Origin of the sequence: Bacillus cereus group sp. MG4, assembly GCF_040460055.1 — a bacterium.
GTDB lineage: Bacteria > Bacillota > Bacilli > Bacillales > Bacillaceae_G > Bacillus_A > Bacillus_A wiedmannii.
This window is the reverse complement of the sequence record NZ_JARVGZ010000001.1, coordinates 3325289-3351468: the sequence shown is the minus strand read 5'-3', so window position 1 is coordinate 3351468 and position 26180 is coordinate 3325289. Positions and strand designations below refer to the sequence as shown.

Below are 26180 nucleotides of genomic sequence, written 5' to 3'. Positions count from 1 at the left end.
TTTAATCAAAATATCATTTATATCGTATTAAGAGCCCTTATTAGAGATAATTATTTGGCTCCATATAAAAATACATTTGAAGTGTGAATAATTTTAGTATAATGAAATACATTTTATATACAGTTTTGAAGGTATAGTTTTTTATATGAGCAATAAATCATCACCTTCATTTGTTAATTACGAGTATAAGTGTACCTTACATAAACTTTGTAAATCAACTATTGCTTGTATAGAAATAAATATAAAATAAATTGTATAAAAAAGAAAATAAGAATGGATATGCGTAGTTAAGATAGATATATATATGTTAAGGGGTGACTATAAAAATCGTAGTGGATGTTTGAATTGTTTACAAAGCAATGAGCGAATATATATACTACATATTCGCTCAGAAGGAAATTGTTTTTTATACGCTCCAAGGTTTATTTAAAGTTAGTACTTCAGCCATCTCTTTACTTTTTAGACGTCCTTTTTTTCGGTCTTCTGCACGTTCTAGACCAGTTTTGTGCAACCAATGTTCTTCTTCAGTTTCTGGCAGTACTTGCGGAACCGAAGAAGGTTTCCCATCTTTTAGAGCTACGAATGTAATAAAGCAAGTAGCAGCGATGCGACGTTCTCCTAATAATAAGCTTTCTGCGATAACCTTCACAAATACTTCCATAGATGATTTACCAGTATAACAAACAAACGCTTCGTAACAAACAGAATCAGCTTGTTGAATTGGTGTTAAAAAATTAACAGAATCAATAGATGCTGTAACGCAATGCTTTCTGCTATGTCTGGCAGCTGCAATAGAAGCAATACTATCAATTTCCGCTAATAATTTTCCACCGAATAAAGTTTGATGATTGTTCAAATCGTTTGGGAAAACACGTGTTGTTTTAATTGCTTTTGATTCTCTCATAAATTTCTTTTCCATATAATCAGCCCCTAGGTTACGTTTTCAATCAGAGTGACATGTTCTTTATGACATAAAAGGAGTATTAGTTCCTATTGGATTTTACCAGATATTCAAATGAGTAAAAGGTATGGATAGAGGGGGAGGAATACTTCTGCAAGTATATTCATGCAACTGAAAGAAAATTTATTTTGTCTAAAATGTAGTGTAAAAGAGGATTCGCTTACATTGCAAGTGAAAAGTGAAGAATACATATTTGTTATATAAATTCCCTATCAGCTGTGTGCCCATTCATGATAGAATCGTTGTGTTATGAATGGAAATAGAGGTGCAATGGACATATGAATCATATACAAACGAATTTTTCATCTTTCTTCAGTAAAATAATGGTTGGTACGATGCTCGCATTTTTTATTTATAGTTGCTGGTCAGCATTTGAAACGAGTAAGCAATTTTTTGAAGGAAGTACAATGAGTTTAACAATTATATTAGTAATTTTTATTATCCTTATTTTGTTAGTAACATCGATTTTACAATATCGTTTTACAGATAAACAATTTCTTATTTTTCTTATAGGCACATCTATAGTTGTGAGACTTAGTATGGTTATATTTATAGATGTTCCAATGATTGGTGATATGAAAGCAATGTATGAATCTGCAAAGCAGGTTGCAATTGGTAATAACATAGGGAATGTAGCTCAGTTACCTTTTATCATTTATGAATCGATTATTATTCGTATATTTGGTGATACGGTATTTGCTTTACAGCTATTTAATGTTTTATTTTGTACAGGGACCGCATTCTTCATTTATCGCATTACGTCAATGATTTTTGGGGAAGAGTGTGGTCGTATTGCATCTGTATTTTATGCTTTATATATCCCAAATATATTTATGAGTTCCTTATTAACACAAGAATCGCTCGCAATATTTCTATTTTATTTTGCTTGTTACATACTTTTATATAAAGGATTAGATCATCCTTATATGTGGGTGTTTTCAGCAATCTTCTTTGCATTTAGCAATATGATTTTCCCAATGGGATTATTTCTTCCTATTTTTATCACTGTATATGTGTTGTTAATTGAATTTTTTCAATCAGCAACGAAACAAAAAGTGCTATTAAAGATGATAGGCATACTAATTCTATTTTATAGTGCTCATTTTTGTGTGAATTACGGAATTAAGGCAATGGGAATGTCCCAATACACGATTTCGAATGAGGTGTATGTTCAATCTGTTTTAATTGGGAAAAATCAAAGTGAGGAAAAAATAACGAAAAATCAAAGTGTATCAGAGCACATTAATCAAAAGTTAAAAGAGATTGAAGATGAAAGATTTAATCTTTTAAAACCAGTGATTAATCAGTTTTCAGATGAGGGAGTAAATTCTATTCTATTTAAATGTGAAAAACTTATATATATAACGGTAACATTATTTATGGCTATAGCATTATTACATTTCCTTATTAAGAAACAACAAAACGAAGGATATATGTTGTTCTTATTGTTAATTAGTGGATACGTATTGTTAAGACTCTTCCAAGTAGATATGATATATTACAACCTTATAGTGCCAGCTTTGTTTATTTTGCAAAGCTTTGGTGTTTATATGAGTTATGTGTATTGTCAAAAAATATTCTTCAGAAAATAAAAAGAATCCAGTTTGGATTCTTTTTTTATGGATGGGAGATGAAGACTAAGAGTCAGCGGAGATGAAAAAATTCTACTGACATAAGCTTTATCCTATCGATTAAGTTCTAGCTGTAAACTATCAGCTGTTAGAGCCATTTTTGAGGAATCGTCTTGAATTCCTTTCATTACTTGTGAAATGGTTTCTAACTCATTTTCAATTTTTTTATTTTGTTCTTTCGAGTTAGACATGTCTTTTACGATTTCTTGGAAATATTGATCTGTCGCATGCATACTATCTGTCCCTTCAGATACGAGAGAGCTAATTTGTTCTACGGAGGAAGAGACGTGGATAATTTGTTTATTAGTTTTTTCAACGAGCTTTGTAACGTTGTAGATAGATTCTTTCGTTTGCTCTGATAACTTTCGAATTTCTCCCGCTACGACTGAAAAACCTTTACCGAATTCACCAGCACGTGCAGATTCAATAGCAGCATTTAATGCTAGTAAATTTGTTTGCTCAGCGATTGATTTTACGATATCAATGATTTCGTTAATTTTATTAGAAATATCGAGAAGTTCACGAGTATCAGTAATGATAGTTTCCATATTTGTTTGAATGCTTTCCATACGTTTGTTTTGCAGATTTAATTGTTCTTTTCCTTTATTAGCCTTTTCTTCTGATGTTGTGGCTAATGATGTACCTGTTTTTGCAATTCCTACAATATTTTCTGATTTAGATGTTAACTGTTGAATAGAAGAACTTGTTTTTTCAGATACTGCTGCTAGTTCTGTTGCAATATGTGTAATCGTCATAGCTGTCAGTTCTTTTTCTTTTTCATGTTCTTTTTGAATTCTTTCATATTCGGATTCATAAGCCGCAATAACAAGTTCTTGTTCTAATGTAAATAATTTATTTATTACATTTATAGAATAAGAAAAATCCTCTATTGTTGAAATTTTAGTTTGCAAAATCTTCATGACGGAACGGAATAATTCTTGATAGGCTGCAGTATACCATTTTCTATGTAAACCAATTTGTACATGTCTTCTTGCAATTTTAGCACGTTGTTCAATAAAATCTTCATACATATTACCGCTAAACAATTCTTTAATATGTGTCTTTAACGTTTGTTTTAATTTGGGAATAGAGCTGTAGCGTTCAATAACGGCAATTAAATTAGGTTGTTTTGTGATGTTGGTGTAGAATTTTTCAGTGATCCAATCTATTTCCTCATAAATAAACGGCTGTAATACTTTTACAATTTGTAAATCTTCCTTCGAAATATGTAGCATATCCATTTGAGTTTTTAGTTCAGAATTAGCAGGCACATTAAATATTATTTGTTGGCCTTTACTTAACTCAATTATACTGGTGTTTGTTTTATTTTTTTTAAAAACCCCAAGCATCATTCTTCCCCCTGTTTGTAAAGCGTTTTCAATTTTGTATTCTAATGTAATTATATATTGTTATACAAAATTACTCTACAGTATATGGAATTGTATATAAATTAAGAGAATTCTATGTAGAATCCTCTTAATGGCCTTTATTAATCTTAGCGTGTGTTTTAAAGAAAACTGGGAAATGTACATTATATATTACAGTCACGACACGAATAACGAATGTTACTAATAAACAAACATAGAAGGCTAATACGTGCGCGCCCATTGCATGTGTGATTAGGAAGCTAATTGCTCCTAAGATAGAAGCGATTGCGTAAATTTCTTTTCGGAATACGTAAGGGATATCTTGAGCGCAAATGTCACGCAAAATACCGCCTCCAATACCTGTAATGACGCCCATTGAAACTACTAAAAACGAGGCGTCAACGTGATGTGACATTGCTGCATTTGCACCAATAGCCGTAAATACACCTAAACCAACAGCATCAGAAAGCATAATAACGACTTGAAGTTTATTGATGCGCTCAAAAAACATACAAGTAAATAATGCTGATAATACGCTTACGAAAAAGTAAATAGGTTTTACAAATGCGACAGGAGGCAGGTTACCAATCATAATATCACGAATAATACCGCCGCCGAGCGCAGTAGCTACAGCTAAACAAAGGACACCGAATAAATCTAAATCTTTTTTCAAACCAACTAATGTACCAGAAATGGCAGCGGCGATAATGCCAAGAAACGTAAATATATCGATTAATAACATGGCTCTAATTCCTTCCTTATAAAGATGTTCCAGAGAAAAAATATACACTAAAGTTTTGGAAATAACAATGTATTTTCTTTACGTGTAAAAAAAAAGAATAAATTAGGAAAGAAAGCGTTTGAAAATACAAATTTATTACCTTTTCTATTATAAAAATTGGTATATAAATCGGATAGTTTAACAATAAGGTTATGTTATAATAAACATTTGAGATGAATAAAAAATGTTTATTTTATAGGTTGAAATTATGTAATAGTTATGGAGGCTTTAAATGTTAAAGGAAAACAGTATAAGTAGTAAATTTGAAAATTTCTTACTGATTTTTATAATGTTACAGCCAATTCTAGATTTACTCACGGCATTTTGTATAATGGTTTTAAAAATTGATACAACCATTGGAGTTCTTGCGCGTCTATTTGTCATGGGCCTAGGGGGAATATACATTGTATTCCAAGCTAGGAAAAGAGGGAACCTTAAGTACTTGCTGTATATAATTGGAATGGGTGCTTTTTTCACTATAGGACTAATTAATAATAAATTGGTTAAGGATCCTATCGTATTAGGGGAAGAGATTAAGTTTATAGCGAAATCTTTATATCCGCTTATCATGTTTACTTGCTATATTTTGGTCTTTAAATCACTTAAAGAAAATAGGCATTTTAAAATGCGAAACAATATTGCCTATGCAGCATTAATTATAAATATAGTAATGGTAGCTTCGGTTGTAACAGGAACAGATTATAACAGTTATGATTGGTTAAAGGTTGGTTCACGTGGATGGTTTTATGCAGGGAATGAATTAGGTTCAATTCTGGCGATTATTTGTCCAATAGTTGTTTTATATTCTATTGAAAAAACAACTAGTATGTCTAAAATATATTGCTGGATTCCTTCTATTTTGATTATTTTTTCATTATTTGCCGTTGGTACAAAGGTTGGATTTGGAGCGATTTTTGCTACAATGATTATTGCGTTCATCATGTGTTTTATTCAGGCATTTATGCAACGTAAAGATGCAAAGAAAAATGCATATGTATTAAATGGTATGATTGCAATGACTGTTTTTCTAGGGGTAATGGCATACACTCCTTTCTCACCATTTATGAAAAATATGGGGCTACATTTTCAAGTAATTGAGAAGCTGCAAAATGAGAAGAAGGAAGAAAATGCGAAACAAGTAGAAGAATTGAAAGAACATAAACCTCACGTTATTGAGACGGAAAAAGAGAAAGAAATTGAAAAAGAAAAAGAACAGAAAGAGGAAACACAGGCTATTATTTTTAGTGGCAGGGAATTATTTGAACAGCAGTATAAAGAGTACTATGAAAAAGCTCCTCTTTCTCAAAAAGTATTAGGTATGGGTTATTCAGGTAATTATAAAGGTGAGCCGAAATTAATTGAACGAGATTTCCATGATTGGTTCTATTCATTTGGAATTGGTGGACTTGTGTTACTTTTACTACCTTTTGTATACTTTGGATTTAAAATTATTAGACTTGTATTGACTAAATTCAAACAATTATTCACTGTGAAATATGTATTAATAATGACTGGAATAGGTTTGGCTTTAGGTATTTCATTTATAGCTGGTCATGTTTTAATGGCACCGGGTGTAAGTTTTTATTTAGTCCTTATTAGCGCATACCTACTTGTTGATTTGGAAATTGAATGATTAAAAAATAAAAGCTAGCGCATGTTAGCTTTTATTTTTGTTATAGTAAGTAAAAATAAAAAGTGTGGAGGAAATAGGAAATGAAAGTGTTACATCTAAATGCTGGTGCAGAAGAAGGTGGGGGGAAAACGCATATTATTTCACTTTTATCTCAATTTTCAAAGGAAGAAGTGGAATTAATGGTATTTGAAGAAGGTGCGATTGCTAGAGAGGCGAGAAACCTTGGTATTCAAGTGCATGTTTTTACCCAATCATCTCGGTACGACCTATCAATTCTTTCAAAAATAAAGGCATTTATTAATGAAAATCAATTTGACATTGTGCATACACATGGCGCACGAGCAAATTTCTATCTCTCCCTCTTGAAAAAAGGTATAAAAGCGAAATGGATAATGACTGTCCACAGTGATCCAACTTTGGATTTTATGAAGAGGGGATTAAAAGGATGGGTATTTACGAAGTTAAATTTACGTTCTTTCAGGAAGGTAGATTTATTCTTTGCAATTACGGAAAACTTTAAGAGAAACATAATAAAACTAGGTGTACCAGAAGAGAAGATTTGTACGGTTTATAATGGAATCGAGTATGATAATACTCCAGCAAAACCTTATGATAAAAGTGAATTTGGCATTGATGAAGGAGTATTTACAGCTGTTCAAGTAGCGCGTCTTCATCCTGTTAAAGGTCATGATATTTTATTTGAAGCGTTACAAAAAATTGAAATTCCAAATATAAAGGTGCTCTTGCTTGGTGATGGACCTATAGAAGCAGAATTAAAAGAGATGGTGAAACAAAAGGGCTTAGAGGATAAGGTGGTTTTTCTAGGTTTTCGTACAGATTCAAAAGAATTATATGCATCTGCACACATTAATTTGTTAACCTCTTATAGCGAAAGCTTCCCTCTTGTTTTATTAGAAGCGGCTAATCAACGCTTAACATCTATTGCAACAAATGTAGGTGATATGAAGAAGTTAATAGTTGATGATACGTATGGATGGATTGTAACGATTGGTGATGCGGATTCGTTAGCAAACGCGTTAGAAAATGCTTATGAAAAATGGGTGAATGGTGAATTAGAAGCGATGGGAAATCGTTTATATACTCATGCATCTACTCATTTCTCGCTAAAGAATTTGTATGAAGATACTTATAATGCATATAAAAAACTTTTACTGAAATAGAGAGGATAGTTAATCATGGAAGTAAAAACGGTTGATATTCTAGGTGTTCCTTTTTCTACAATGACAATGGATGAAACGATCCAATATTTGAAGGGACAACTAGAATTGGAGCGAACTCATACTTTTCAGGTAGTAACAGCAAATCCTGAAATTGTTATGTGTGCAAAAAAGGATGAAACATTCCATAAAACATTATTAAATACAGATTTAATTACACCTGACGGTATTGGAGTTGTAAAAGCAAGTGGTATGTTAGGCACACCTGTAAAGGAACGTGTAGCAGGTTTTGATTTAATGTGTAATCTATTTGCAAAGTTATCAGAGGAGAATAAACCAGTATCTGTTTTCTTACTTGGTGCAAAACCCCATGTTGTACAAGCTGCAGCAGATCATTTAACGAAGACATATTCAGCAGTATCTATTGTGGGTACACAAGATGGGTACTTTAAACAAGAAGAAGAAGAGAGTATCGTTTCTCGTATTCAAGAAGCAAAACCAGATTTATTACTTGTCGCGCTTGGTTTCCCAAGACAAGAGAACTTTATCCAAACTAATAAGCATCGTTTAGAAACGAAGATGGCTGTTGGAGTGGGCGGAAGTTTAGATGTATGGGCTGGAGAGGTAAAACGTGCACCAAAATGGATTCAAGCAATTAACTTAGAGTGGTTTTATAGATTGTGTAGTAATCCAACGCGCTGGCGTCGTCAGTTAGTATTAGCGGAATTTTTAAAAGAAGTCATGCGTTCGAAAAAGTAGCGGAATATCGCTACTTTTTTATTTGGTCATTTTTAATAAAGTGAGGTTTTGCTCATCCACCACTGATGGTTAACCCTCACCAATTGGACGTTTAATGGCAGTTGGTCTTCAATTTAACCTTTTTGTTTCAGCTGAATTTTGAGGTGGGAGTCTTACTGCCCTCAAATAGTGTGATAAGTATTTTATTTTTGGGGAATGATGAAGGAGAATTTTTTGAACGAAAGTATTTTACTTATACAATTCACACATGTAAAATGATGTGTAAAGACAGCTGTGTAAGGAGGACTTCTTGTGGGCAAGGTGAAAGAAATTTCGAAGCGAAAGCTACTTGGTATAGCAGGGCTTGGATGGTTATTTGATGCAATGGATGTTGGAATGCTTTCATTTGTAATGGTAGCACTGCAAAAAGATTGGGGATTAAGTACGCAAGAAATGGGCTGGATAGGCAGCATTAATTCGATTGGTATGGCAGTCGGAGCACTCGTTTTTGGAATACTATCAGATAAAATAGGGCGGAAATCAGTCTTTATTATTACATTATTACTATTTTCTATCGGTAGTGGTTTAACTGCTTTAACGACGACACTTGCGATGTTCCTTGTTTTACGATTTTTAATTGGTATGGGGCTTGGTGGAGAGCTTCCAGTTGCGTCTACATTAGTATCAGAGAGCGTTGAAGCGCATGAACGTGGCAAAATAGTTGTGCTATTAGAAAGCTTTTGGGCAGGTGGATGGCTAATTGCAGCCCTTATCTCGTATTTTGTTATTCCGAAATATGGTTGGGAAGTTGCAATGGTATTGAGCGCGGTTCCGGCATTATATGCTTTATATTTAAGATGGAATTTACCGGATTCTCCGAGATTTCAAAAGGCTGAAAAAAGACCATCTGTTATCGAAAATGTAAAGTCAGTTTGGTCTGGGGAATATCGTAAGGCAACAATTATGTTATGGATTCTATGGTTTTCTGTTGTCTTTTCGTACTATGGGATGTTCCTTTGGTTACCTAGTGTGATGGTATTAAAAGGATTTAGTTTAATAAAAAGTTTCCAGTACGTACTTATTATGACGTTAGCTCAATTGCCAGGATATTTCACGGCTGCTTGGTTTATTGAACGACTTGGTCGTAAGTTCGTTTTAGTTACGTATTTAATCGGTACAGCATGTAGTGCTTATTTGTTTGGAGTGGCGGAGTCATTAACGGTATTAATCGTAGCAGGCATGTTACTATCCTTCTTTAATTTAGGTGCTTGGGGTGCATTATACGCTTATACACCGGAACAGTATCCAACGGTTATTCGTGGTACAGGTGCAGGGATGGCAGCAGCATTCGGTCGTATTGGTGGTATTCTTGGGCCGCTATTAGTAGGATATTTAGTTGCTTCACAGGCTTCACTATCACTAATATTTACGATTTTCTGTGGATCAATTTTAATTGGCGTAGTTGCTGTAATTGTACTTGGGCAAGAAACGAAGCAACGAGAATTAGTATAAGGTAAAAGTTTAATCGGTGAGGGATTTATCCCTCGCTGATTATTAGCCAGCACCAATTGTGTTTTTGGGGAAGTAACACTCATTTCTTCGCATTCAGTGAGTGTTACTTCCTATAAATAATGGAATAAAAGGGCAGGGGGAATCGTCGTGGTTTCCTTTTTTCTGTTTTTTTAGATAAATAATGGTATAGTAAGAAAAAGGGAATGTTTCTTATAAAAGCGAATGTATACAACAAGACATATGGACAAAAGAATTAGGTGGTTGAAGAAATGAAAATTTTACTGATCATGGAAGAAGCAGAAGAGCGAAGAAGTTTAGCTGAAAAATTTACTGAAAATATAAGGAATGTAGAATGTTTTGAAGCGAATACGGGAACAGAATCATTATTTATCATGAAAAAGCATACACCAGATTTTGTTTTCTTGAATTCAAAATTACTAGATGGAACTGGTTTTGAATATGCGAGTTTATTACGGGAAGTAAATTGTTATACGAAATTGATTTTTATGGGTGAAGATATAGAAGAGTCGATTACGGCATTTCGTTTTCAAGCATTTTATTATTTACTACGCCCATTTCGTGAGGAAGATTTGCAATTCCTTTTATATAGAATGTGTAAAGAGCAAGACGAGAAAGCAAAGAGTTATTTGCGAAAACTACCGATAGAAGGTCAAGAGGGAATTCGGTATATTTTCCCTGAAGATATTGTATATGTAAGCAAAAATAAGGAAAACAAAACGGTTTCAATTTATACAACAAATAATCAGTATATTTCAACATATACACTTCAGGAGCTGGAAAATAAGCTAAATGTATATGATTTTTTACGTGTGCATAAAAGTTATTTAATTAATATGTCCTATGTACAAGAACTAAAACCTTATTATAATGGCACATATAATCTGTATTTAGATAAATATGATGAGCAACCGATTCCAGTTAGTCGTAATTATGTGAAACGACTTCGAAATAAGATTGAATTATAGTAGGTAATGCGAATTTTTTAACATGATAAACTAAAAATCCTTCATGATAAGGAGGATTCAAATTAAATATTCAGAAAATTTAGTACAATCCCACTAAGCGATAGTATTGGGGGGATTGTATGTGAAAACATTGAAGTCGATTTTACTATGGGGAGTTATTGCAGCAGTAGGCGCAGGTGCTTTTGGTGTAATAGCTTTATCACAAGGTGAAACTATTAATGCCGTGTGGCTCTTAGTAGCTGCGGTATGTGTGTATGCAGTTGCTTACCGCTTTTATAGTAGATTTATAGCGAGAAAGGTATTTGGTTTAGATAATAATAGGCAAACGCCAGCCCATACATTAAACGATGGAAAAGATTATGTTCCGACAAATAAGTGGGTATTATTTGGGCACCATTTTGCAGCAATTGCTGGGGCAGGCCCTTTAGTAGGACCGATTTTGGCAGCGCAAATGGGATATTTACCAGGGACAATATGGATTATTGTTGGGGTAGTTGTCGCTGGAGCTGTACAAGATTTTGTAATTTTATTTGCTTCGATGAGACGGAATGGTAAATCTTTAGGAGAAATGATTAAAGATGAGATCGGTCCTGTTACAGGGCTTATTGCAATGATAGGCATTTTAGGCATTATGATTATTTTATTAGCGGTATTAGCATTAGTGGTAGTAAAGGCGCTTGTCGGAAGTCCTTGGGGAATGTTTACAATAGCAGCAACGATTCCTATTGCTATTTTAATGGGAGTGTACATGCGCTACATTAGGCCTGGCCGGGTTGGAGAAGGGTCAGTAATCGGAATTATTCTACTTATACTTTCTCTTATTGGAGGACAGTATGTAGCAGAGCATCCAACGCTTGCAAGCATGTTCACGTTTAGCGGTGAAACGATTGCTATTATGCTTATTGTATATGGATTTATCGCATCGGCCTTACCAGTTTGGATGCTTTTAGCACCACGTGATTATTTAAGCACATTTTTAAAAGTCGGAACAATTGTTGGATTAGCAATTGGTATTTTAATTGTAGCACCAGATTTACAAATGCCAGCAGTTTCGAAATTTATCGATGGAACAGGTCCTGTTTTCTCTGGAAATTTATTCCCATTCTTATTTATTACAATTGCTTGTGGTGCGGTGTCTGGATTCCATGCTCTCGTTTCATCAGGTACGACACCAAAGATGATTGAACAAGAGGCACACGCACAGCCAATCGGTTATGGGGCAATGTTAATGGAATCATTTGTAGCCGCGATGGCGATGATTGCAGCTTGTGTATTAACACCAGGAACTTATTTTGCGATTAATAGTCCCGCAGCACTTATCGGTACGGATGTCTCGCAGGCAGCTCAAGTTATTTCCTCATGGGGATTTGCTATTACACCAAATGAACTAAAAGATCTCGCTGTAAACGTTGGAGAGCAAACAATTTTATCACGCACAGGTGGTGCACCAACGTTAGCGATAGGTATGGCGTATATTTTCTCACAAGTAATAGGTGGAACAGCGATGATGGCATTTTGGTATCATTTTGCAATCCTCTTTGAAGCTCTATTCATTTTAACGACAATTGATGCGGGAACGCGTGTAGGCCGATTTATGATTCAAGATATTTTAGGACATGTGTATAAGCCATTTGGGAAAACGGATTCTACATTAGCGAATGTGATAGCTACAACGTTATGCGTATTAGGATGGGGTTATTTCTTATACCAAGGGGTAGTTGATCCGCTTGGTGGAATTAATACATTATGGCCACTTTTCGGTATTGCAAATCAAATGCTAGCAGGTATTGCATTATTACTTGGAACGACAATTTTGTTTAAAATGGGGAAAAAGGCATATGTTTGGGTGACACTTATTCCAACTGTCGGATTGCTTATTGTAACGATGACGGCGGGTTATCAAAAGCTATTTCATGAAAACCCTAAAATAGGATTTCTATCTCATGCAAAGGTATTTCAGGGAGCATTAGATGAGGGAAAAGTGTTAGCACCAGCTAAAAATGTCGCTCAAATGAAACAAATTATTTTCAATGATTATATTGATGCAGCGCTTTGTGGGATTTTTATGATAGTTGTAATCGCTGTATTAATTTCTGCAATTCGAATTTGGATTCAAGTATTAAGAAATAAGCCGATGCCGTTAAAAGAGGCGCCATATATTTCTAGAGATGAAAGTGAGTCGAGGAACTATTATGCTTAAAAGACTGCGGCAAGTATGGGGAAAAAGGAAACACTTTATTAGTTTACTCGTTGGGGTACCAAGCTATGAAACATATGTAGAGCATATGAAAAAGCATCATCCAGAAGAAGAGGTTGTATGTCAAAAGCAATTTTTTGCTGAGGCGCAAGAAGCTAGGTTTAATGCAAAAGGCGGAAAGATATCACGTTGCTGTTAACAAAAAAGGACGAACTTTCGTCCTTTTTTGTTTTTTGCTGTTTCACGTGGAACAGCAAAAAATAAATAAAAGCTTTGGGAATTATAGGGATTTCGTATACAATAAAATAAGGAAAGGGATAGATGGAAAAGTAGGGAGATTATTTTATGTTAAGGGATCTATTTGTAAACACAACAATTATTCTTTCCTTTATTTTTATTGGAGGTCAGCTTTTAAGAGACAAGCCATTAAAAGAAGGGTTCTCTTTTTGGCAGAAATGTGTAGTAGGTGTTTTTACTGGAATATTAGGTATATTACTAATGTATTTCGGTGTTCATGTTGGTACTATCCTATTGGATTTACGCTACTTAGCCGTCATTCTAGCCGTTATAATTGGAGGACCAATAGCGAGTACTATAGCTGTTAGTATGATTTTAGTAACTAGATTATTATTTATGGATTATTCAGTAGCTTCTCAAGTAGCTTTTTATACAATCATTGCGATAGGGATAGGTAGTATCTTTATTTCGCGTATGAAGCTTTCTTTAGCAGAAAAATGGGCATGGTTACATACATATATTTTATCTATTCTAATCCCAGCGCTATATATATGGTTAATTAAAGACATCCACATAGTGGGATTATATTTATTTTCTAGTATTGTTACAGGATATATCACGTTTTTTAGTGCAAATTACGTATTGCAATCTAATGAGTTATTTCAAACGATGAAGCAATACGCAACGGTAGATGCATTAACAGGTCTAGGAAACGTAAGGCAATTTGATTTAGAGATGAATCGTCATATTAGTAATAAACGTATGAAAAATGATTCACTTTGTTTACTACTTATCGATATTGATCACTTTAAGCATGTAAATGATACGTATGGACATCCTGCAGGAGACGAAGTATTAAAACAAGTAGGGCGTATTTTAAGAGAAATTTCAACATTTCCGGATTTGACTTTTCGAAAGGGTGGAGAGGAATTTGCACTTTTGATACCGAAGAGGGAAATAGCTTATGGAATTTGTATGGGGGAGCAAATTCGTACAGCTGTTGAAAAACATTCATTTCAATTGTTAGATGGAACAAAAATAAAAATTACGGTTTCAGTAGGGATTTCAGAGTTTGAGTCATCACCAAATCAATTTATTCAAGCAGCTGATGATGCATTATATTACTCTAAAAGAAATGGAAGAAATCAGGTCAGTTCTGCATCTTAAAGGTAAGATGACCAGAAGATGTAAAGCCCCATAAAAATACCCACAGAGGCAATGTAAGAACTCTGTGGGTATTTTTATTCATATGTTAGACAAGTTCTTTTGATACAACGAATTTACGATATGCACCGTGATGTGTTGGGCCCACGTATTCGTTAATTTTGAATGAATAGCGGATAGCCGCTGTGATAAATTCTTTAGCAGTTTTTACTGCTTCTTTTACGGATTTTCCTTTTGCAAGTTCTGCTGTGATAGCAGCAGAATATGTACAACCTGCGCCGTGTGTATTTGTCGTATCAATTTTTTCTGATTCTAGAAGATCGAATGTTTCTCCATCATATAGGACGTCGATTGCAGTTTCCGTACCAAGCTTGCTTCCGCCTTTAATTAGGACATATTTCGCACCTAAAGCATGAATTTTCTTCGCTGCTTCTTTCATGTCCTCAAGAGAATTAATTTTCACACCGCTTAATTGGTAAGCTTCAAATAAGTTTGGCGTTACAACTAATGCTTTTGGCACAAGAACGTCACGTAAGCAGTCATTTGTTTCAGGATGTAATGCTTCATCAGCACCTTTACATACCATAACAGGGTCAACTACTACATTTTTGAAATTATGTTTTTCGATTGTTTCAGCAACCATTTCAATAATTTCTACTGATCCAAGCATACCTGTTTTTAAAGCATCTACTCCAACACCGTCAATTGTCGTTTCTAATTGTGGTTTTAATGTAGAAGCTGGGATTGGGAATACGTTATGTGCCCAACCGTTATGTGGATCCATCGTTACGATTGTCGTAAGAGATGTCATTCCGTATACACCAAGTTCTTGGAATGTCTTTAAATCTGCTTGTATACCAGCACCGCCACTTGTATCAGAACCAGCGATAGTAAGTGCTTTATTTAATGTCATTATGAAAGCCCCCTCAAGTGATATAATGAAAACTATGTTTTCACCATTATATCAATGTTACGAATAAGTACAAAGTGAAAAGTAGATGATTTATTTTAGGAGCTATTTAAAATTTTGCGTGTAGGAGACTGATTATGTTTCGAGATAATCGCACAAATGAATTAGTTATATTAAAAGAAATTGCAGAAACACTAAATACATCAAATGATACATACCATGTATTGCAAGCGGTGCTAGAAAAATTGCTTAGTGTAACAGGTTTAACGACAGGATGGATTTTTCTTGCGGATGAAAATGGGAAGTATACGAAGTTGATTGATTACCAGTTGCCAGAGGCACTTACATATGAAAATAAACGTCCGATGTGTGAAGGGGAATGTTGGTGTTTACGTGGCTTTGTGGATGGGAAATTGGAGAGAGCCGTTAATATTATTGAATGTAAAAGAATTAATAATGCAATTGAATATAATTGGGGAGATACAGAAGGCATTCTTCATCATGCTACGGTTCCTTTAAAGGCTGGAGGAGAAAAGTTTGGTGTGTTAAATGTAGCAAGTCCTGGTAAAACGCATTTTTCGGAAGAAGAATTAGTATTACTTCAATCGGTTGCTTTCCAAATTGGGACGGCCTTAAAGCGAACAAAATTATATGAAAATGAAAAGCGAAGAGCACATTATTATGTGAAATTGGAACGCTTTATTCAAGATTTAAAAACGATTCATAAATTTAATGTATTACCTGAAAAAGTGGTAAATCATATAGGTGAAGTATTTCAATGGAATCAAGTGGCTTTTTTTATTAGGGAAGAAAAGGAATTATCTTTGCGAGCGTCCTATAGTCAGGAAGAGTTACAAGAGGATGTAAAAGAAGCGGCAAAGAAGGCGTTAGAACAAGATGAGCCGGTGCTACTAAAACATCAAATTGGGCATAGTGTACATCTAAATAGAGCTGTTATTGCTACACCAATACATATTCAAAATCATATATTTGGTGTTTTATGTGTTAGTTTGAATAATGGAGAATTTGATGTTAACACAATAGATGTAATCCAAGCGCTATCGAATCATGTCTCGTTAATAATCGAGAATTTAAGATTAAATGAGCAGCGCCGTGAACTTGTACGAATGGAAGAAAGGAATCGGTTGGCAAGAGATTTACATGACTCAGTCTCACAAAAGCTATTTTCGTTAACCTTTATGACAAAAGGCGCTGAGGCAGTTTTAAAAGGTCAAAATGAAAAGGTAGATCAATCTTTGCATGAGATGCGTGAATTAGCACAAGGAGCTTTAAAAGAAATGAGGACATTAATTTGGCAGCTTCGTCCGGCAGGATTAGAGAAAGGGTTATTACCTGCTCTAAAGCAGTACGGTGAAAACTTAGGATTGAAGATTAGGGAGCAAGTTACTGGTGTTCGTGACTTACCTCGTGTAGTAGAAGAAGCACTGTGGCGCATTGGACAAGAGGCGCTAAACAATGTGAGTAAGCATGCAGGTGTAAAGGAAGCGACGATTTATTTTAAAGTAACTGAGAACAATGTATCATTAGAAATAGTGGATCAAGGTAATGGGTTTATAGAAAAGGACATAAAAGAGAAGAAGTCACTTGGCATGACAACGATGCGCGAAAGAGTAGAACTAATTGGTGGAACAATTAAAATTGTAAGTGAAAAAAAACGAACAAGTATAAAAATAAATGTACCATTATGATGTGAAAATGAGGGAAGTTTGTGAAAATAAAAGTATTATTAGTTGATGATCATACAGTCGTTTTAAAAGGATTAGCATTTTTCTTAAGTACACAGGAAGATTTAGAGTTAGTTGGAGAAGCAAATAACGGGAAAGAAGCATTAGTGAAAGTAGGAGAAACAAATCCTGATGTTGTACTAATGGATTTATATATGCCCGAGATGGATGGTGTCGAGGCGACAGCGTGTATCAAAAAAGAATATCCTGATGTGAAAGTAATTGTATTAACAAGCTTTTCTGATCAGGCGCATGTTTTACCAGCGTTAAGGGCGGGGGCAAGTGGGTATATTTTAAAAGATGTAGAACCGGATCAACTTGTTGAAGCTATTCGAAGCGCATATAAAGGTAATATTCAATTACATCCGGATATAGCAAATACTCTTCTCTCTCAAACATTACCTGTGGAAGAAAAGGAAGAAGAACCTTCTATTCAAGTGGATGTGCTAACGGCGAGAGAAAATGAAGTGTTGCAGCTATTAGCGAAAGGGATGAGTAATAAAGAGATCGCTTCTGTTTTAGTTATTACAGAAAAAACGGTAAAAGCGCATGTAAGTAGTATTTTGAGTAAGTTGAATTTATCTGATCGCACGCAAGCAGCATTATATGCAGTGAAAAATGGAATTATATAAGACAAAAGTCGTAAGACCTAGTTCGCCTTTAGAAGGTGGACTTTTTTTTTGGAAAAATACGTCTATGTGAGGACGAAATTGTCTTGATATAAAGATAAAATATGTTTGTAAGCAACAAAACAACAATTACAAGGGATACCTTTTTTGAAAGCATATAACAACAGAAGAGTGAGTACTAGGAGGAAAAACAATGGCAACAGTTTTATTTGTAAAAGCAAACAACCGCCCAGCGGAACAAGCAGTTAGTGTGAAATTATACGAGGCATTTTTAGCAAACTATAAAGAAGCACATCCAAATGATACAGTAGTAGAACTTGATTTATATAAAGAAGAATTACCATATGTAGGCGTAGATATGATTAATGGTACATTCAAAGCAGGTAAAGGATTTGATTTAACTGAAGAGGAAGCAAAAGCAGTAGCAGTTGCTGATAAGTATTTAAATCAATTTTTAGAAGCTGATAAAGTCGTTTTCGGTTTCCCATTATGGAACTTAACGATTCCAGCAGTGCTACACACATATATTGATTATTTAAACCGAGCTGGCAAAACGTTTAAATATACGCCAGAAGGTCCAGTTGGTCTAATTGGAGATAAGAAGATTGCATTATTAAACGCGCGCGGCGGCGTATATTCTGAAGGTCCAGCAGCTGAAGTAGAAATGGCTGTTAAATATGTAGCAAGCATGATGGGCTTCTTCGGTGCAACAAATATGGAAACAGTAATTATTGAAGGACATAACCAATTTCCAGATAAAGCAGAAGAGATCATTACAGCTGGTCTTGAAGAAGCAGCTAAAGTAGCAAGTAAATTTTAATTGAAAATAGAATCGTCACTCGAAAAAAGTAGCATTAACAGGTAAACGTTAATGCTACTTTTTTTATATTTTAAGTTCATCAGCCAGTTTTTCTAATTGAATTCGATCTTGTATGTAATAGGTTCTTCCGTCTTTTTTTAAGTAATTTTGCTGGCAAAACTGGTTTAATACGTATAAAAGATGGCGGTAGCTGACATTTAAGTATTCCGAAGCCTCGGTATGTTTTTCTGTATAACTGTTATTTTGTTCTGTTAATAGAATAAACGCCGCTAATCGATTTTCGAACGGATAACTATTGTTTTTGGCGTAACTTTCTGTTCGGCTAATTGTTTTTTCACCGATAAATTTACATAGTTTCTGTAGAAAGGTAGCATCTTGCAATAAAAGATGCTGACAATCTTTAAGAGGAAGCGCTAAGCACATACAATCTTCAATCACTTCCACTGTTTTCGTAACGGATTCTACGCCAATTAATCCTAATTCTCCAATGAACGAAGGTGCTTGAATAAAGTTAATTAAGGAGACCTTCCCGTTTTTGTGACTCATATATACTTTCGCTTTCCCGGAAATTAAGTAATAAAGATAAGGAACATCAACGCCTTCATTACATATCCTTTCTCTCTTTTGAAAGGAATGTAGTTCAGCGTAAGGTAAGACATCAAAAGAAAAAAGAGTATGGAAGTTGTAAGTTTGCATGTAATGAGAGATTTCGTCGCTATTTTTGCTGACTTTCATATTTTCACCTCATGTTTAGTATGAGATATCTCCTATTATTTTTACAAGAAGGAATGATACGATTTACGTAAATTTATTTTTGTAGAAAAGAGTGTGTGAAGGGCTTATGAAAAAATATAAAACATTGCTATTTGATGTAGATGATACATTGTTAGATTTTCAAAAGGCGGAGAAAGTGGCGTTACGTATGCTTTTTGAAGAGAAAGGGATCCATCTAACTAGCGAGGTTGAAAGGCGGTATAAAAAAATTAATAAAAGTCTTTGGGATGCTTTTGAAGAAGGTGAAATAAACCGTGATGAAGTTGTAAGTACACGGTTTTCAATTTTGTTTAAAGAATACGGGGAAGAAGTAGACGGGATATTATTCGAAAATAATTATCGTAGCTACTTAGAAGAAGGAGATCAACTTATGCAAGGTGCGTTTGAATTTATAAATCAAATTCAAAGTGAGTACGATTTATATATAGTGACAAACGGTATTTCTAAGACGCAAGATAAACGTTTACGTAATGCAGGATTACATGCCTTGTTTAAAGATATTTTCGTTTCTGAAGATACGGGATTCCAAAAGCCGATGAAAGAGTATTTTGATTATGTTTTTGAACGGATTCCTAATTTTTCCTTTGAAGAAGGACTCATTATTGGGGATTCGTTAAGTGCTGATATTAAAGGTGGATATGTAGCGGGAATTGATACTTGTTGGTTTAATCCAGAAAAGAAATCAAATAATAGCGAGATTGTGCCAACATATGAAGTGCAAAATTTTGAAGAGTTATATGCGTTATTGAAGCAACGTGTGTAATAAAAATAGGCAGTGGAACTTTTGTCCCTACTGCCTATTTTTATTCGTTTGTAGCTTCGTTGTTTTTAGGAAGTGGAAATGCATTACCAATCGCTGCCGCTCCAAGCATCGGTAATAGTAAATTGAGCGGGAAAAACATGAGTAATAGTAATGTTATAGCAATTGGTTTTCTTAATGCATAGCTTGAAATTGCTGTCGTGACGATGGCTACCGAAGCGATTGGATCTATCGGGATAATAGAAGCTATAGCATATCCGATACTAGATCCAGCAAATATAATTGGGAAAATATGTCCACCGCGCCAACCTGTATTTAAACAAACGGCAGTAATACATAATTTTAAAACACCTGAAAGAAGTAGTACCCAGAAGGATAAATGACTCCATTCAACGACTAAATCTTTTAATTGGTGTTCTCCTGAGAATAACGTGTACGGGAGAAAAGTTCCTGTAATTCCTAATAAAATACCACCGATAATTCCAAGTGATAGTTTGTATTCCCTGAAGGGATGGATTAATTTCTCTAATGTGAATTCAAATTTGAAATAAAAGAAACCAACTATAGCACCAATACTAGCAAGTGGTAGAAAGGCGATCCATTCATTAAGAGAAAGGGAACCTTCCCCAAAATCAACGATAAAGGATCCGCGATTATCGAATTTACTAAGTAATAAATAAATGGAAAAGCCAGCGAAAGTGGTAGCTAAATATACAATTGCTTTTTTTCCTTTAGAAAATTCGTTAATTTGCTCACCCTCATTTTCATTTGGCGCTAAATAACCGAATAATGGCGCGTTAAAAATTACACTTAAAGTAGCGCCAATTCCAACCTCTGTTAGTTCATTCATTCCTTTTAAGGCGAATGTAAAGCGATCCCCTACCCATGTACAAAGTCCACCGATAATTCCAACAAGTGCTGCTTCGGGACCTAAGCTAGCTCCAAATATTAAAACGATAATCGCAGTTAAAGTAGCTTTATGTACAAAAAGGTATTCAATTCTACCTGTTTTTTTATATTCACTCATCACTTCCGGCATAAGACGTGGATATGTGCCGAAGTATTTTTGGGTGAAACCAACGAGAATACCACCGATAGTTGTTACACAAATAGTGTAATACGGGGGAGAAGAGAAAATAGTAGGTAAGTATCCCCAAATAAAGTGAATGCCGATATTTATTGTAACTAAAAATAGCCAGACTGTAGCTCCTACTATAGAGCCTAAAAGAATGCCGTATAGGATGAGTATATAGTGTATGTCCTTTGTGTTTGTCATGTTATACCTCCGTTATGTAAGTTTTAATGTCGAAAGGATTAAATATGCTACTGTGAAATGAAATGAATATGTATAGTATCTTTTTGAGAGGTTGGCTTATTCAATATATTGAGGTCTCGTGAGAGTTTGAAATGTATACAGTTAAACTACTTACTTAATTTTATATAGTAATCGTGGGTTTTAAAAGGTCTTTTTTAAATGAATATGGAATATATTTCTTTTGTTATGCATGTCAAATTCTTTACGTTTAATTTAGAACATTCAGAAAAATTGATTGACATTAGGAAATTATTGCTATAAAATCAACGGTAATTGCATAGTCTTATCAAGAAAAGGTGGAGGGACAGGCCTGATGAAACCTTGGCAACAGCCGTATAACGGAATTGTGCCAAATCCTGCAGGTAATAATCCTGAAAGATAAGAAAGAGCCTTTAGAGCGTGTTTTCAAACTGCTCCTTTCTTGTTTTCAGGAAAGGAGCAGTTTTTTTATTTTGTATAAAAGAAAGGAGAATGAGAGATGGGAGAATCATGGGGAAAAGGAACAATTTGTGTGCAAGGTGGCTATACACCAAAGAATGGTGAACCGCGTGTTTTACCACTTTATCAAAGTACAACGTATAAATACGATACTTCAGATGATTTAGCAGCGCTATTTAATTTAGAGGCAGAAGGATATATATATACGCGTATTGGAAACCCTACTTTAGCTGCATTTGAGCAAAAGTTAGCGGATTTAGAGGGTGGTGTAGGAGCTGTTGCAACGGCTTCTGGGCAGGCTGCTATTATGCTTGCTGTTTTAAATATTTGTAGTAGCGGAGACCACTTGCTTTGTTCTTCCACAGTTTATGGCGGAACGTTTAATTTATTTGGAGTGAGTTTGCGTAAGCTTGGTATTGACGTTACGTTCTTTAATCCGAATTTAAGTGCTGATGAAATTGTGGCCCTTGCTAATGATAAGACGAAACTTGTTTATGCGGAGTCGTTAGGAAATCCAGCGATGAACGTTTTAAATTTCAAAGAATTTTCAGATGCAGCGAAAGAGTTAGAAGTACCTTTTATCGTGGATAATACATTAGCAACTCCTTATTTATGCCAAGCATTTGAGCACGGAGCAAATATTATCGTTCATTCTACGACGAAATATATTGATGGTCATGCAAGCTCTTTAGGCGGCATTGTCATTGACGGAGGGAACTTCGATTGGACAAATGGGAAATATCCTGAACTTGTTGAACCGGATCCAAGTTATCACGGCGTAAGTTACGTTCAAAATTTTGGTGCAGCAGCTTATATTGTGAAGGCGCGTGTTCAATTATTAAGAGACTACGGAAACTGTATGAGCCCATTCAATGCGTATATTAGCAATATCGGCTTAGAAACGCTGCATTTAAGAATGGAGCGTCATAGTGAAAATGCTCTCGCAGTTGCTAAGTGGCTTGCTAACCATGAACGTATTGAGTGGGTGAATTATCCGGGATTAGATAGTAATGAAAATTACTCGTTAGCACAAACGTATTTGAAAAAAGGTGCTAGTGGTGTTTTAACATTCGGCATTAAGGGCGGATTAGAAGCAGCGAAAGAATTTATCGCAAATGTAAAACTAGCAACTCTCGTAACGCATGTAGCGGATGCACGAACTTGTGTTATACATCCTGCTAGCACAACGCATAGACAATTAAGTGCTGAAGATCAGCGTCTAGCTGGCGTTACATCAGATTTAATTCGTTTATCGGTTGGTATAGAAGATGTTTCTGATATTATTGCAGATTTAGAAGCAGCGCTAGTCGGAGGCAAAGAACATGCCGATCATAATTGATAGAGATTTACCAGCTCGCAAAGTGTTGCAGAAGGAAAATATTTTTGTAATGACGAAGGAGCGAGCAGAAACACAAGATATCCGGGCATTGAAAATTGCTATCTTAAATTTAATGCCTACAAAGCAAGAAACAGAAGCGCAATTACTTCGTTTAATTGGCAACACACCGCTGCAATTAGATGTTCACTTACTTCATATGGAATCACATTTGTCTCGCAATGTAGCGCAGGACCATTTAACGAGTTTCTATAAAACATTTCGTGATATTGAGAATGAGAAATTTGATGGACTTATTATTACAGGAGCACCAGTTGAAACTCTTTCTTTTGAAGAGGTAGATTATTGGGAAGAGCTTAAACGTATTATGGAGTATTCAAAAAAGAATGTAACATCTACGCTTCATATTTGCTGGGGGGCACAGGCTGGCTTGTATCATCATTATGGTGTTCCAAAGTATCCTCTTAAGGAAAAAATGTTCGGTGTATTTGAACATGAAGTTCGTGAGCAACATGTGAAATTGTTACAAGGGTTTGATGAATTGTTTTTTGCCCCGCATTCTCGTCATACAGAAGTACGAGAGCGTGATATTAGAGAGGTGACAGACTTAACATTATTAGCAAATTCTGAGGAAGCGGGTGTTCACCTTGTCATTGGGCAAGAAGGAAGGCAAGTGTTTGCGCTCGGGCATAGTGAATATAGTTGTGATACGTTAAAGCAAGAATACGAACGGGACCGCCAAAAAGGGTTAAATATTGATGTGCCGAAAAATTATTTTAAGCATAATAATCCAAATGAGAAACCACTTGTAAGGTGGAGAAGCCATGGGAATCTATTATTCTCTAATTGGCTGAATTATTACGTGTATCAAGAAACCCCTTATGTATTATAAAAAAAGATTGTGTAACACGTGGTAACGTTTTCTTTGTAAAGATTAACTTATATTTTTACGAATGTTCAAAAAACATTGTTTTTCAGATTTTTTACTCATATAATTTCATCTAAACACAATTTTTGAGGGGTGGACAGTATTATGAAAGAAATTCAAGTTGGTTTATTAGGTCTTGGGACAGTTGGTAGCGGTGTAGTTCGTATCATTACAGATCATCAAGAGCGACTTATCCACCAAGTAGGTTGTCCTGTAAAAGTAACGAAAGTACTAGTACAAAATATTGAAAAAGAGAGAGAAGTAGAGGTACCTTCTACTCTATTAACACAAGATGCAAATGAAATTTTAGATAATCCAAATATTGACGTTGTCATCGAAGTGATGGGTGGCATTGATGATGCAAAAGCATATATTTTGCAAGCCTTACAGAGCGGGAAGCATGTTGTGACTGCCAATAAAGATTTAATGGCGTTACACGGGGCGGAACTCTTAGCGGTAGCAAAAGATAATAAAGCAGATTTATTTTATGAAGCAAGTGTAGCTGGAGGGATTCCGATTTTACGAAGTATCGTAGAAGGACTTTCTTCAGATCTTATTACGAAAGTAATGGGAATTGTAAATGGAACGACAAATTTTATTTTGACGAAAATGTCAGATGAAGGGAGAGCATATAACGACGTGTTAAAAGAAGCCCAACAACTTGGATTTGCAGAAGCAGATCCAACATCAGATGTGGAAGGTTTAGATGCAGCGAGAAAAATGACGATTTTGGCTACCCTTGGTTTTTCTACAAATGTAGAGCTTGGAGATGTGAAGGTAAAAGGGATTACTTCTATTACAGAAGAAGATATTGAATACAGTAAGAGTTTAGGATACACGATTAAATTAATCGGTCTTGCGAAGCGAGATGGTGAAAAATTAGAGGTGACAGTTGAACCGACACTACTTCCAAATACACATCCTCTTGCGGCCGTGCAAAACGAATATAACGCTGTATATGTGTATGGTGAAGCGGTCGGAGAAACGATGTTTTATGGGCCAGGTGCAGGAAGTTTACCGACAGCAACAGCTGTTGTTTCAGATTTAGTAGCTGTAATGCAAAATATTCGATTAGGTGTAAACGGAAATAGTGCGGTATCCCCGCAGTATAGAAAAGTATTAAAAGAACCAGACGAAATTGTTGTGAAGAAATTTTTAAGACTTCATGTAAAAGATGAAATTGGTGTATTTGCAAAAATTACTTCATTGTTCTCTGAGCGTGGCGTTAGCTTTGAAAAGATTATTCAAATGCCGCTTGAAGAGAAAGGGAAGGCTGAAATTGTAATTGTGACGCATCGTGCGTCTCTCGCTGATTATGATTATATTCTACATACGTTGCAAGGGTATGAAGAAATAGATTGTTTGAAAGCAAACTATCGAATTGAAGGAGATGCTAAGTAGTATCTCTTCTCATAAAACAGAAAAGAGCCTGTTAAGCAGCTTGCTTAATAGGCTCTTTTCTATTTAAAATCTTCGTACCAATTTGAATAAATGCGTGGATAATCCAGCCTGTTGTAAAGGATAAGATGATTGTTCCAAAATAGATAGGTCCATCTAATAGGAAGCTTAATGTTAAAAATAAAAACGCTAACGAAATTTCTGTTCTTCTAAATGTCCATTTCTTTTTCTCAGAAACGGTTAAAACGAAAGCTTCTTGAGGTGCTGCGCAAAGGTTTGTAGAGACGTAAAGACCAATTCCAGCTCCAACGAATAGATTTCCGCAAATAAGTGTTATATATTTTGGAAGAGAACGGATAGCGTCCATAATAGTTGGCATGGAACCAATCCAATCAACAAAAAGAGAAATAAGAGCCATCGTTACAATTGTACCGATCGTAATTTGTTTTTTATTCCAAAAGAGTACGATAAGGGTAAAAGCAAAGTTAATTATGAAAATCCAAAAACCGATACTTATCCCAAAATTTTGATATAGTGCAATAAAGAAGGAATCATAAGGGCTAAGTCCAAAGGAAGTAATTGTCGTCATCATATTAATACCGATGGCGAGAGTAAGTAGACCGCCAATGAAAAATATATATTCTAATTTGAATCGAAGCATAGTTGTAGATCCTTTCAAAATGTATTTGCTAGGAAAGGATATATTGTGGAAAGCTTACCAGGTCAAGGGAGAATTTTTGCA

The 26180-nt window shown here is 35.0% G+C and carries 23 protein-coding genes, 1 pseudogene and 1 riboswitch; of the genes and pseudogenes, 16 read left to right on the top strand and 8 right to left on the bottom strand.

Features of this window, described 5'->3' with window-relative positions:
- Positions 1-406 precede the first annotated feature (406 nt).
- Positions 407-919 (bottom strand): acyl-CoA thioesterase, encoded by a 513-nt coding sequence (locus tag QCI41_RS17635; RefSeq protein ID WP_000412137.1) that lies wholly within the window; start codon positions 917-919, stop codon positions 407-409.
- Positions 920-1239: 320 nt separating this feature from the next.
- Here QCI41_RS17635 and QCI41_RS17630 point away from each other — a divergent pair, with 320 nt between their 5' ends.
- On the top strand, positions 1240-2553 hold the full coding sequence (locus QCI41_RS17630; RefSeq protein ID WP_353836982.1) for an ArnT family glycosyltransferase: 1314 nt from the start codon (positions 1240-1242) through the stop codon (positions 2551-2553).
- Positions 2554-2645: 92 nt separating this feature from the next.
- Here the strand turns inward: QCI41_RS17630 and QCI41_RS30710 are convergent, their stop codons facing one another.
- The 3 genes and pseudogenes from QCI41_RS30710 to QCI41_RS17620 all read right to left on the bottom strand — a co-directional run bounded on the left by QCI41_RS30710 (position 2646) and on the right by QCI41_RS17620 (position 4701).
- Positions 2646-3452 carry a methyl-accepting chemotaxis protein gene (locus tag QCI41_RS30710; RefSeq protein WP_392388178.1) on the bottom strand — a complete coding sequence of 269 codons (807 nt, stop codon included), beginning with the start codon at positions 3450-3452 and terminating at the stop codon, positions 2646-2648.
- Positions 3450-3827: pseudogene (locus QCI41_RS30705) on the bottom strand (protoglobin family protein); the annotation flags it as partial. The gene QCI41_RS30710 and the pseudogene QCI41_RS30705, both read right to left, overlap by 3 nt.
- A 241-nt stretch (positions 3828-4068) precedes the next feature.
- A complete protein-coding gene (locus QCI41_RS17620) occupies positions 4069-4701 on the bottom strand; it encodes a trimeric intracellular cation channel family protein (protein ID WP_000924371.1) in 633 nt (210 codons plus the stop codon).
- Between the two features lie 271 nt (positions 4702-4972).
- Between QCI41_RS17620 and QCI41_RS17615 the strand changes: the two genes are divergently transcribed.
- The 8 genes from QCI41_RS17615 to QCI41_RS17580 all read left to right on the top strand — a co-directional run bounded on the left by QCI41_RS17615 (position 4973) and on the right by QCI41_RS17580 (position 14388).
- Positions 4973-6373: an O-antigen ligase family protein gene (locus QCI41_RS17615; protein ID WP_353836983.1), complete on the top strand. Its 1401-nt coding sequence runs from the start codon at positions 4973-4975 to the stop codon at positions 6371-6373.
- A gap of 80 nt (positions 6374-6453) precedes the next feature.
- On the top strand, positions 6454-7554 hold the full coding sequence (locus tag QCI41_RS17610; RefSeq protein WP_353836984.1) for a glycosyltransferase family 4 protein: 1101 nt from the start codon (positions 6454-6456) through the stop codon (positions 7552-7554).
- Positions 7555-7569: 15 nt separating this feature from the next.
- Entirely contained in the window at positions 7570-8310 is a 741-nt protein-coding gene (locus tag QCI41_RS17605; protein WP_046955475.1) for a WecB/TagA/CpsF family glycosyltransferase, read from the top strand.
- A 291-nt stretch (positions 8311-8601) separates the two neighbouring features.
- Complete coding sequence (locus tag QCI41_RS17600) at positions 8602-9801, top strand: MFS transporter (RefSeq protein WP_000521099.1); 1200 nt, start codon at positions 8602-8604, stop codon at positions 9799-9801.
- Between the two features lie 269 nt (positions 9802-10070).
- Positions 10071-10787, top strand: a complete 717-nt coding sequence (locus QCI41_RS17595; RefSeq protein WP_353836985.1) for a LytR/AlgR family response regulator transcription factor — start codon at positions 10071-10073, stop codon at positions 10785-10787.
- A gap of 121 nt (positions 10788-10908) precedes the next feature.
- On the top strand, positions 10909-12987 hold the full coding sequence (gene cstA / locus QCI41_RS17590) for a carbon starvation protein CstA (protein ID WP_264461398.1): 2079 nt from the start codon (positions 10909-10911) through the stop codon (positions 12985-12987).
- Entirely contained in the window at positions 12980-13183 is a 204-nt protein-coding gene (locus QCI41_RS17585) for a YbdD/YjiX family protein (RefSeq protein WP_000919822.1), read from the top strand. Before cstA ends, QCI41_RS17585 begins: the two co-directional genes overlap by 8 nt.
- Positions 13184-13329: 146 nt before the next feature.
- Positions 13330-14388, top strand: a complete 1059-nt coding sequence (locus tag QCI41_RS17580; protein WP_353836986.1) for a GGDEF domain-containing protein — start codon at positions 13330-13332, stop codon at positions 14386-14388.
- 85 nt (positions 14389-14473) lie between these two features.
- Here QCI41_RS17580 and pdxK read toward each other — a convergent pair whose 3' ends face one another.
- Positions 14474-15298 (bottom strand): pyridoxine/pyridoxal/pyridoxamine kinase, encoded by an 825-nt coding sequence (gene pdxK / locus QCI41_RS17575; RefSeq protein WP_000174240.1) that lies wholly within the window; start codon positions 15296-15298, stop codon positions 14474-14476.
- 134 nt (positions 15299-15432) lie between these two features.
- On the opposite strand from pdxK, the gene QCI41_RS17570 reads away from it, so the two are divergent.
- The 3 genes from QCI41_RS17570 to QCI41_RS17560 all read left to right on the top strand — a co-directional run bounded on the left by QCI41_RS17570 (position 15433) and on the right by QCI41_RS17560 (position 18489).
- Entirely contained in the window at positions 15433-17004 is a 1572-nt protein-coding gene (locus QCI41_RS17570) for a GAF domain-containing sensor histidine kinase (RefSeq protein WP_046955478.1), read from the top strand.
- Between the two features lie 20 nt (positions 17005-17024).
- Entirely contained in the window at positions 17025-17672 is a 648-nt protein-coding gene (locus QCI41_RS17565; RefSeq protein ID WP_353836987.1) for a response regulator, read from the top strand.
- A gap of 190 nt (positions 17673-17862) precedes the next feature.
- Complete coding sequence (locus QCI41_RS17560; protein ID WP_046958587.1) at positions 17863-18489, top strand: FMN-dependent NADH-azoreductase; 627 nt, start codon at positions 17863-17865, stop codon at positions 18487-18489.
- A 63-nt stretch (positions 18490-18552) separates the two neighbouring features.
- Here QCI41_RS17560 and QCI41_RS17555 read toward each other — a convergent pair whose 3' ends face one another.
- On the bottom strand, positions 18553-19224 hold the full coding sequence (locus QCI41_RS17555) for a transcriptional regulator YeiL (RefSeq protein WP_353836988.1): 672 nt from the start codon (positions 19222-19224) through the stop codon (positions 18553-18555).
- A gap of 106 nt (positions 19225-19330) precedes the next feature.
- Between QCI41_RS17555 and QCI41_RS17550 the strand changes: the two genes are divergently transcribed.
- Positions 19331-20026, top strand: a complete 696-nt coding sequence (locus QCI41_RS17550) for a YjjG family noncanonical pyrimidine nucleotidase (protein ID WP_353836989.1) — start codon at positions 19331-19333, stop codon at positions 20024-20026.
- A gap of 40 nt (positions 20027-20066) precedes the next feature.
- Here QCI41_RS17550 and QCI41_RS17545 read toward each other — a convergent pair whose 3' ends face one another.
- Entirely contained in the window at positions 20067-21299 is a 1233-nt protein-coding gene (locus tag QCI41_RS17545) for a chloride channel protein (protein WP_353836990.1), read from the bottom strand.
- 319 nt (positions 21300-21618) lie between these two features.
- Positions 21619-21723: riboswitch (SAM riboswitch) on the top strand.
- Between the two features lie 93 nt (positions 21724-21816).
- Between QCI41_RS17545 and QCI41_RS17540 the strand changes: the two genes are divergently transcribed.
- The 3 genes from QCI41_RS17540 to QCI41_RS17530 all read left to right on the top strand — a co-directional run bounded on the left by QCI41_RS17540 (position 21817) and on the right by QCI41_RS17530 (position 25441).
- Positions 21817-23115, top strand: a complete 1299-nt coding sequence (locus QCI41_RS17540) for a bifunctional O-acetylhomoserine aminocarboxypropyltransferase/cysteine synthase (RefSeq protein WP_000504750.1) — start codon at positions 21817-21819, stop codon at positions 23113-23115.
- Positions 23099-24004 carry a homoserine O-acetyltransferase MetA gene (metA, locus tag QCI41_RS17535; protein WP_064056365.1) on the top strand — a complete coding sequence of 302 codons (906 nt, stop codon included), beginning with the start codon at positions 23099-23101 and terminating at the stop codon, positions 24002-24004. The genes QCI41_RS17540 and metA overlap by 17 nt, the downstream gene beginning before the upstream one ends.
- A 141-nt stretch (positions 24005-24145) precedes the next feature.
- A complete protein-coding gene (locus QCI41_RS17530; protein WP_353836991.1) occupies positions 24146-25441 on the top strand; it encodes a homoserine dehydrogenase in 1296 nt (431 codons plus the stop codon).
- A gap of 31 nt (positions 25442-25472) precedes the next feature.
- On the opposite strand, the gene QCI41_RS17525 is transcribed toward QCI41_RS17530, so the two are convergent.
- Positions 25473-26099, bottom strand: a complete 627-nt coding sequence (locus tag QCI41_RS17525; RefSeq protein WP_353836992.1) for a YczE/YyaS/YitT family protein — start codon at positions 26097-26099, stop codon at positions 25473-25475.
- Positions 26100-26180 lie beyond the last annotated feature (81 nt).

Coding starts and splice junctions, on each gene's coding strand:
- QCI41_RS17635 (WP_000412137.1), bottom strand. CDS start 919: ATGGAAAAGAAATTTATGAGAGAATCAAAAGCAATTAAAACAACACGT.
- QCI41_RS17630 (WP_353836982.1), top strand. CDS start 1,240: ATGAATCATATACAAACGAATTTTTCATCTTTCTTCAGTAAAATAATG.
- QCI41_RS17620 (WP_000924371.1), bottom strand. CDS start 4,701: ATGTTATTAATCGATATATTTACGTTTCTTGGCATTATCGCCGCTGCC.
- QCI41_RS17615 (WP_353836983.1), top strand. CDS start 4,973: ATGTTAAAGGAAAACAGTATAAGTAGTAAATTTGAAAATTTCTTACTG.
- QCI41_RS17610 (WP_353836984.1), top strand. CDS start 6,454: ATGAAAGTGTTACATCTAAATGCTGGTGCAGAAGAAGGTGGGGGGAAA.
- QCI41_RS17605 (WP_046955475.1), top strand. CDS start 7,570: ATGGAAGTAAAAACGGTTGATATTCTAGGTGTTCCTTTTTCTACAATG.
- QCI41_RS17595 (WP_353836985.1), top strand. CDS start 10,071: ATGAAAATTTTACTGATCATGGAAGAAGCAGAAGAGCGAAGAAGTTTA.
- QCI41_RS17585 (WP_000919822.1), top strand. CDS start 12,980: ATGCTTAAAAGACTGCGGCAAGTATGGGGAAAAAGGAAACACTTTATT.
- QCI41_RS17580 (WP_353836986.1), top strand. CDS start 13,330: ATGTTAAGGGATCTATTTGTAAACACAACAATTATTCTTTCCTTTATT.
- pdxK (WP_000174240.1), bottom strand. CDS start 15,298: ATGACATTAAATAAAGCACTTACTATCGCTGGTTCTGATACAAGTGGC.
- QCI41_RS17570 (WP_046955478.1), top strand. CDS start 15,433: ATGTTTCGAGATAATCGCACAAATGAATTAGTTATATTAAAAGAAATT.
- QCI41_RS17560 (WP_046958587.1), top strand. CDS start 17,863: ATGGCAACAGTTTTATTTGTAAAAGCAAACAACCGCCCAGCGGAACAA.
- QCI41_RS17555 (WP_353836988.1), bottom strand. CDS start 19,224: ATGAAAGTCAGCAAAAATAGCGACGAAATCTCTCATTACATGCAAACT.
- QCI41_RS17550 (WP_353836989.1), top strand. CDS start 19,331: ATGAAAAAATATAAAACATTGCTATTTGATGTAGATGATACATTGTTA.
- QCI41_RS17545 (WP_353836990.1), bottom strand. CDS start 21,299: ATGACAAACACAAAGGACATACACTATATACTCATCCTATACGGCATT.
- QCI41_RS17540 (WP_000504750.1), top strand. CDS start 21,817: ATGGGAGAATCATGGGGAAAAGGAACAATTTGTGTGCAAGGTGGCTAT.
- metA (WP_064056365.1), top strand. CDS start 23,099: ATGCCGATCATAATTGATAGAGATTTACCAGCTCGCAAAGTGTTGCAG.
- QCI41_RS17530 (WP_353836991.1), top strand. CDS start 24,146: ATGAAAGAAATTCAAGTTGGTTTATTAGGTCTTGGGACAGTTGGTAGC.
- QCI41_RS17525 (WP_353836992.1), bottom strand. CDS start 26,099: ATGCTTCGATTCAAATTAGAATATATATTTTTCATTGGCGGTCTACTT.